The organism is Streptomyces sp. NPDC004788 (assembly GCF_053601115.1).
On sequence record NZ_JBSGBF010000174.1, the window covers coordinates 1 to 7,029 of the forward strand.

The 7,029-nt window shown below is 75.0% G+C and carries 6 protein-coding genes; 3 read left to right on the forward strand and 3 right to left on the reverse strand.

Annotated elements, in window-relative coordinates; genetic code table 11:
• Positions 1–90: 90 nt before the first annotated feature.
• Together ACWEJX_RS37005 and ACWEJX_RS37010 are read right to left on the reverse strand one after the other, a co-directional pair.
• The gene (locus ACWEJX_RS37005) at positions 91–972 is read right to left on the reverse strand and encodes a diacylglycerol/lipid kinase family protein (RefSeq protein ID WP_451611799.1); all 882 of its coding nucleotides are present in this window, start codon (positions 970–972) and stop codon (positions 91–93) included.
• A 129-nt stretch (positions 973–1,101) separates the two neighbouring features.
• Positions 1,102–2,697 (reverse strand): FAD-binding oxidoreductase, encoded by a 1,596-nt coding sequence (locus ACWEJX_RS37010; protein WP_451611800.1) that lies wholly within the window; start codon positions 2,695–2,697, stop codon positions 1,102–1,104.
• Between the two features lie 137 nt (positions 2,698–2,834).
• Here ACWEJX_RS37010 and ACWEJX_RS37015 point away from each other — a divergent pair, with 137 nt between their 5' ends.
• From ACWEJX_RS37015 to ACWEJX_RS37025, 3 genes are all read left to right on the forward strand, one after another.
• Complete coding sequence (locus tag ACWEJX_RS37015) at positions 2,835–3,434, forward strand: TetR/AcrR family transcriptional regulator (protein WP_451611801.1); 600 nt, start codon at positions 2,835–2,837, stop codon at positions 3,432–3,434.
• Entirely contained in the window at positions 3,431–5,002 is a 1,572-nt protein-coding gene (locus tag ACWEJX_RS37020) for a glycerol-3-phosphate dehydrogenase/oxidase (protein WP_451611802.1), read from the forward strand. Before ACWEJX_RS37015 ends, ACWEJX_RS37020 begins: the two co-directional genes overlap by 4 nt.
• A 124-nt stretch (positions 5,003–5,126) precedes the next feature.
• Positions 5,127–6,215 (forward strand): branched-chain amino acid aminotransferase, encoded by a 1,089-nt coding sequence (locus ACWEJX_RS37025; protein ID WP_451611803.1) that lies wholly within the window; start codon positions 5,127–5,129, stop codon positions 6,213–6,215.
• Positions 6,216–6,318: 103 nt separating this feature from the next.
• On the opposite strand, the gene ACWEJX_RS37030 is transcribed toward ACWEJX_RS37025, so the two are convergent.
• On the reverse strand, positions 6,319–7,029 hold a 711-nt coding region (locus ACWEJX_RS37030; protein ID WP_451611804.1), incomplete at its 5' end, for a CAP domain-containing protein.

The following is a 7,029-nucleotide window of genomic DNA, read 5'->3' on the forward strand; positions in this document are numbered from 1 at the left end:
GGAGTCCATGCGGAGCATCGGCGACCGACGACAACGCGGCGAGGCGCGGTGCCAGGCGTCGCGAGCCCGGCATGATCGGCGAGACACCCCCTAGGCCAGCACGTTGAGGGCGGCGGGCCGTACCCGCAGGGTGACCGGCAGGGTCGCGTCGACCTCGCCGTCAGCGCCGTACGGGAGGGGGCGGTCGGCCTCGATGCGGATCTCCTTGCCGCGCAGGATCTCGACCTGGGGGCGGGCGACGTGGGCGCCGGTCTTGAGCTCGTTCATCATCGCGAAGAAGAGGTGCTTGGGCGCCTGGTTGATGACGACGACGTCGAGGAGCCCGTCGTCGACGCGGGCGCCGGGGGCGATCTTGCGGCCGAAGCCGTAGAAGCCGGAGTTGGCGGCGATCACGGTGTAGCCGGTGCGCTCGTGGCGGGTGCCGTCGACGGTGATGCGGTACGCGGCGGGCCGCCAGCCGAGGACGGCGCGCAGACCGCCGGCGTAGTACGAGGCGGCGCCGCGCAGCAGCCGGGAGTTGTTGGCGTGGCGGTTGGCGACCGCGTCGACGCCCGCGTACACGCTGCCGAGGACGCGGATCCGCGGGTGCGCCGCGGACTCGACCTCGATGGTGTCGACGGCCCGCGGCTCGCCGTGGAGCAGGACCTCGGCGAGCCCCGCGGCGTCCGTGGGCAGCCCGAGGGCGCGGGCGAAGTCGTTGCCGCGGCCGGCCGGGACCAGGCCGAAGACCGTGTCCGTGCCGCTGAGCGAGCCGCCGATGCGGCCGGCCATGCCGTCGCCGCCGACGGCGAGGACGACATGGCCGCGCGCGCCGGCGTCATGCGCGAGCTCCTGGGCGTGCTCCAGGCTGCGGCTGTAGACGGTGTCGAGCCGTGCGCCCGCCTCCCGCAGCAGCCGGGCCAGCGGGAGCAGGCCCGCCGTGCCGCTGGAACCCCCTGCGGTGGGGTTGACGACGGCGGTGAACTGTCGCATGGAGCATGCCTCCGGACGGCGGGAGAGGGACGGCAGGAGCGGAATTCGGCGGGCGGTTCGGGTTCCGGCGGATCGGGTGCCGGCGGTGCGGGTTCCGGCGGATCGGGTTCCGCCGGTTCGCCCGGCGGTTCAGCGGACGGGGATGAGGACCCCGGGGCTGAGCACGCCGGACGGGTCGACCTCGGCCTTCACGGCCTGCAGCATACGGATGCCGAGCGGGCCGATCTCCCGGGCGTACCAGTCGCGGTGGTCGGTGCCGACGCCGTGGTGGTGGCTGATGGTGCCGCCGGCGGCCAGGATCGCGTCGTTGGCGGCCTGCTTGACCGGGGCCCAGTGCGCGACCGCGTCCTCGCCCTGCGCGGAGACGACGGTGAAGTAGAGCGAGGCGCCGTTCTCGTAGGTGTGCGAGATGTGGCACATGACGAGCGGCGGGGTGCCGGCCGCGGTGAGCGTGCCGGTCAGCGCGTCGCGCACGGCCGTGTAGAGGGCGGGGATCGCGGACCAGAAGGCGGCCGTCTCCAGGGTCTCGGCGAAGGCGCCGGCGTCGAGGAGGGCGTCGCGCAGGTAGGGCGCGTTGTAGCGGCCGTGTTCCCACTTGTCGCCGGGCTCCTCGCCGAGGTACTCGCCGCCGGAGGCGAGCAGCACCTCGCGGGCGGCGGCGCGGCGGGCCGCGGTCTCGGCCTCGGTGCCCTCGTAGCCGACGATCGCCATGCAGCCCGGGTTCTGCGGGATTTCGCTGTTGCCGATGGCGTCCGGCTGGGCCAGGCCGATGAAGGTCTCCGACTCGTCGGACAGGCGCAGCACGGTGGGCCGCGGGCCGTCCTGGGCGAGGCGGCGCAGGGCGGCGGTGCCGGCGGCGAAGTCGGCGAAGCGCCAGCCCTCGTAGACGCGCTTGGCGGGCAGCGGGCGGATGCGGACGGTCACGGCGGTGATCACGCCGAGGGCGCCCTCGGAGCCGAGGATCAGCTGGCGCAGGTCGGGGCCGGCCGCGGAGCGCGGGGCGCGTCCGGTCTCCAGGGTGCCTTCGGGGGTGGCGACGGTGAGGGCGAGGACCATCTCGTCGAAGCGGCCGTAGCCGGCGGACGCCTGGCCGCTGGAGCGGGCCGCGGCGAAGCCGCCGACGGACGCCCACTCGAAGGACTGCGGGAAGTGGCCGAGGGTCCAGCCCCGCTCGTTGAGCAGCGCCTCGCACTGCGGGCCGCGCAGCCCGGGCTGCAGGGTCGCGGTGCGGGACTCCTCGTCGAGGGCGAGGAGCTGGTCGAGGCGGCGCAGGTCGAGGGCGACGAAGGGCCGCTCGGTGGTGGGCGCGAGGCCGCCGACGACGGAGGTGCCGCCGCCGAACGGGACGGCGGCGAGGCCGTGGTCGGCGCAGGCGCGCAGCACGGCCAGGACCTCGTCGTGGCTGCCGGGGAGCACGACGGCGGCGGGGGTGTCGGTGACCTCGCCTGCGCGGATGCGCAGCAGGTCGGGGGTGGACTTGCCGCGGGTGTGGCGGATGCGGCTCTCGGCGTCCTCGCGCAGGGCGTCCGGCGCGGCGAGGGCCGCCGACAGGGCGGTGCGGGCGGCGTCGGTGAGGGCCGGGGCGGGCGGTTCGATGTCGGCGAGGCCGGCCGGGCCGTTCTCGCGCGGGGTGACGCCGAGCAGGTCCCGCAGCAGGCCGGTCACCGCGTCGGGCAGCGGGGCCGCCTTGGCCGGGTCGCCCCAGCCGCTCCACAACATGTCCACTTCGAAGTTCCTCACGGTGCTGTGCACGGTCGGTGCTGTTCAGGGTCTGTTTCGGGGGTCTGTCTCAGGGTCCGGTTCGGGCTCCGGTTCGGGGTCGGCGCTGCCGCTCGGCCCGTCCTGCCATTACACTGTGACAGATGACGCCCATTCGTCACAACGCCTCGGACGCAGATTCCGTACTCGACGCCGCCCGCGACTGCGTCCTCGCCGTCGGCGTACGCCGCACCACGCTCACCGACGTCGCCCGGCGCGCGGGCGTGTCCCGGATGACGATCTACCGCCGCTGGCCCGACGTGAACAGCCTGGTCGGCGACCTGATGACCCGGGAATGGATCGCGGTGGCGGCCGGCGCCATGCCGCCGGCCGACGACCCGCGGCCGGTACGCGCGCGGCTCGTCGCCGGACTGGTCGCGGGGGCCGCCGCGTTCCGCGCCCATCCGCTGTTCCACAAGATCCTCGACGTCGATCCCGAGCTGCTGCTCCCGTACGTCCTCGACCGGCGCGGAGCCAGCCAGGAGGCCCTCCTGGAGCTCATCGCCGCGGCGCTCGACCAGGGCCACGAGGACGGCTCCGTCCGGCCCGGCCGCACGGAGCTGCAGGCCCGGTCGCTGCTGCTCGTCGTCCAGTCCTTCACGCTCTCGCTGCGCACCATGACCGACGAGACCGATCCCGAACTGAGCGAAGCCGCCTTCCTGGACGAGCTGCGCACCCTGCTGGAGAGGACCCTCACCCCATGAACCCCACGAGCAGCCCCGCCCCCTCCCCCGCCCTGCCCGGCTCCTCGCTCGACGCCGGGCGGCGCCGCCGGGAGCTGGACCGGCTGGCGGACGGTGCCGAAGTCGACGTGCTGGTCGTCGGACTCGGCGCCACCGGAGCCGGAGCCGCCCTCGACGCGGCGACCCGCGGGCTCTCCGTGGCCGCGATCGACGCCCACGACCTCGCCTTCGGCACCTCCCGCTGGAGCTCCAAGCTGATCCACGGCGGACTGCGCTACCTCGCCACCGGACAGCTGGACGTCGCCCACGAGAGCGCGGTCGAGCGCGGCATCCTCATGGAGCGCACGGCCCCCCATCTGGTCCGCGCCCAGCCCTTCGTGCTGCCGCTGACCCCGCTGGTCAGCCGCGCCCAGGCCGCACTCGCCAGGGCCGGCTTCCTCGCGGGCGACATGCTGCGCGTCGCCGCCCGCACCTCGCGCCGCACGCTGCCGCAGCCGCGTACGCTCTCCGCCGTCGAGACCCGGCACCTCGCGCCGGCCCTGCGCCCCACCGGGCTGCGCGGCGGACTGCTCTCCTGGGACGGGCAGCTCTCCGACGACGCGCGTCTGGTGACCGCGATCGCCCGCACCGCGGCCGCCCACGGCGCGAGCGTCCTCACCCGCACCCGCGCCCTGGAACTCCACCGTGACGGTGCGCTGGTCCGCGACGAGACCACCGGCCAGGAACTGACCCTGCGCGCCCGCACCGTCGTCAACGCGGCCGGGGTCTGGGCGGGCGGCCTCGTCGACGACATCCGGCTGCGGCCCTCCCGCGGCACCCATCTCGTGCTGCGCTCCGAGGACCTCGGCCGGCTCTCCGCCGGGCTGCACATCCCGATCCCCGGCGAGACCAACCGCTTCGTGCTGGTCCTGCCCCAGGGCGACGGACGGGTGTACGTGGGCCTCACCGACGAGCCCGTCGACGGCGACATCCCCGACGTGCCGGAGGTCCCGGAGACCGACATCGGCTTCCTCCTCGACGTCCTCGGCTCCGCGCTCGACGTCACCGTCCAACGCGACGACGTGGTGGGGGCGTTCGCCGGGCTGCGCCCGCTGCTCGACACGAGCGGCCAGGGCGGCCGCACCGCCGACATCTCGCGCAAGCACGCCGTGCTCACCTCGCCCGAGGGCGTCGTCACGGTCGTCGGCGGCAAGCTGACCACCTACCGGCGGATGGCGCAGGACGCCGTCGACGCGGCCGTGGCCGCCGGCGGACTGAGCGCGGGCCCGTGCCGCACCGCGTCGCTGCCCCTCGTCGGCGCCGCCCGGCCGCAGACGCTGGCCCGGCTCGACGCCCCGGCCCGGCTCGTGCGCCGTTACGGCTCCGAGGCACCGGCCGTGCACGCCCTCGGCCTCGCCGACCCCGCGCTCGCCGAGCCGGTCGTTCCCGGGCACCCGGTGACCGGCGCCGAACTGCTGTGGGCCGTCCGCCACGAGGGCGCCCTCGACACCGCCGACCTCCTCGACCGCCGCACCCGCATCGGGCTCGTGCCCGAGGACCGGGCGAAGGCCGAGCAGGCGGCCCGCGACGCCCTCGCCGGCACCGACTGAGCGAGGACGACTCCCGTGTTCCCGCGGGCGGCATTGAGGCAGGATTCCTCCGGTGCGTCACGGACCGCGGCCGGCGGCCCGGACGCAGCCGACCGACCCGTTTGTGAACAAGGAGAGTTCGACGTTGAATCCCGCATACCCGCTGGTGCGCACCGACCGTCCGGTCCCCGACGCCGAGCGCGAGGCCGTGCTGGCCGCGCCCGGTTTCGGCCGGCACTTCACCGACCACATGGCCTCGGCGGTCTGGACGCCGGAGGCGGGGTGGCACGAGCGCGGGGTCGGCGCGCTGAAGCCGTTCTCGCTGCATCCGAGCGCGGCCGTGCTGCACTACGCGCAGGAGATATTCGAGGGCCTGAAGGCGTACCGGCACGCCGACGGCAGCGTCTGGCTGTTCCGGCCCGAGCTCAACGCGCGCCGCTTCGCGCGGTCCGCGGAGCGCATGGGGCTGCCCGAGCTGCCCGCCGAGGACTTCCTGGCGAGCATCGAGGCGCTGGTGCGCGCGGACGAGGCGTGGGTGCCGGTGTCGGAGGGCGAGGAGAGCCTCTACCTCCGTCCGTTCATGTTCGCCGCGGAGGCGTTCCTCGGCGTCCGGCCGGCCGAGCGCGTGGTCTACTCGGTCATCGCCTGCCCGGCGCAGGCTTACTTCGCCTCGGGTGCGGCCGGCATCACCCTCTGGGTCAGCACCACCTACACGCGCGCGGCCAAGGGCGGCACGGGCGCGGCGAAGTGCGGCGGCAACTACGCGTCGAGCCTCGCCGCCCAGACCGAGGCCCAGGAGCACGGCTGCGACCAGGTGCTCTACCTGGACAGCACGGGCGACGACGGCTGCATCGAGGAGTCCGGGACGATGAACCTGTTCGTGGTCACCTCCGACGGCGAGCTGATCACCCCGGCGCTCGGCACCATCCTGGAGGGCGTGACCCGCGACTCCGTCCTGGCGCTCGCCCACGAGTTCGGCCTGACGCCGGTCGAACGGCCGGTCAACTTCAAGGAGTTGAGCGCCGGCATCACCGACGGCACGGTGACGGAGATGTTCGCCGCGGGCACCGCCGCCGTGATCACCCCGATCACCGGGATCAAGGGCGAGGGCCACTCGCTCACGATCGGCGACGGCAAGCCGGGCGAGCGGACGGCGGCGCTGCGCGAGCGGGTGCTCGGCATCCAGTACGGCAGGAGCGAGGACACCTACGGCTGGCTGCACCGGGTGTCGTGAGGACCTGGTGACGGGGGTCGTGAGGACCCGGTGACGGCGGCGGGTGCCCGGCCCCATGGGGGACGGCCGGACACCCGCCGCCGTGCACGCGGCAGGTCCGGCGTCACTGCGCGCCGAAGACCTGGGTCCAGTAGGGGCCGCCGGCGGAGTGGATGCCGATGCCGATCTCGCGGAACGAACAGTTGAGGATGTTGGCGCGGTGGCCGGGGCTGTTCATCCAGGAGTCCATCACCTCGGCCGGGGTGCGCTGGCCCTTGGCGATGTTCTCGCCGTACGTCGACCAGCGGTAGCCGGCCGCGGTGACGCGTTCGCCGGGGCCGTCGCCGTCCGGGTTGGTGTGGTCGAAGAAGTCGCGCGCGGCCATGTCGTCGCTGTGGCCCTGCGCGGCCCGGGTCAGCAGGGCGTTCTCGGTGACCGGCCCGCAACCCGCTTTCGCCCGCTCGGCGTTGACCAGGTCGATCACCTGGCCCGACTCGGTCGAGGAGGTGGGGGCCGGGGTGGTGGGCGCCGCGGTGGTGGGCCGCGGGGGCCGCGGCCGGGGCGGGGCGGGCTTGGGAGCCGTCCGGGTCGGGGAGGGCTTGGGCCGGTGGCTCGCCGTGGGGCTGGGGGTCGCGCTCGGGGTCGTGGTCTGGGTCGGTTCGACGGAGGGCGTGGTCGTCGCCGGGAGCGTGGCGGTGTCCGGGGCCGACGCCTGGGTCACCTCGTCGGGGTCCGCGGCGCCGTCGCCGGGGCCGGGGCCGCTGAACAGGTGGAAGGCGCCGCCGGTGACGGCCACCACGGCGAGGCCCGCGGCGGCGACGGCGCGCCGGCGGCC

Coding starts and splice junctions, on each gene's coding strand:
- ACWEJX_RS37005 (WP_451611799.1), bottom strand. CDS start 972: ATGCGACAGTTCACCGCCGTCGTCAACCCCACCGCAGGGGGTTCCAGC.
- ACWEJX_RS37020 (WP_451611802.1), top strand. CDS start 3,431: ATGAACCCCACGAGCAGCCCCGCCCCCTCCCCCGCCCTGCCCGGCTCC.
- ACWEJX_RS37015 (WP_451611801.1), top strand. CDS start 2,835: ATGACGCCCATTCGTCACAACGCCTCGGACGCAGATTCCGTACTCGAC.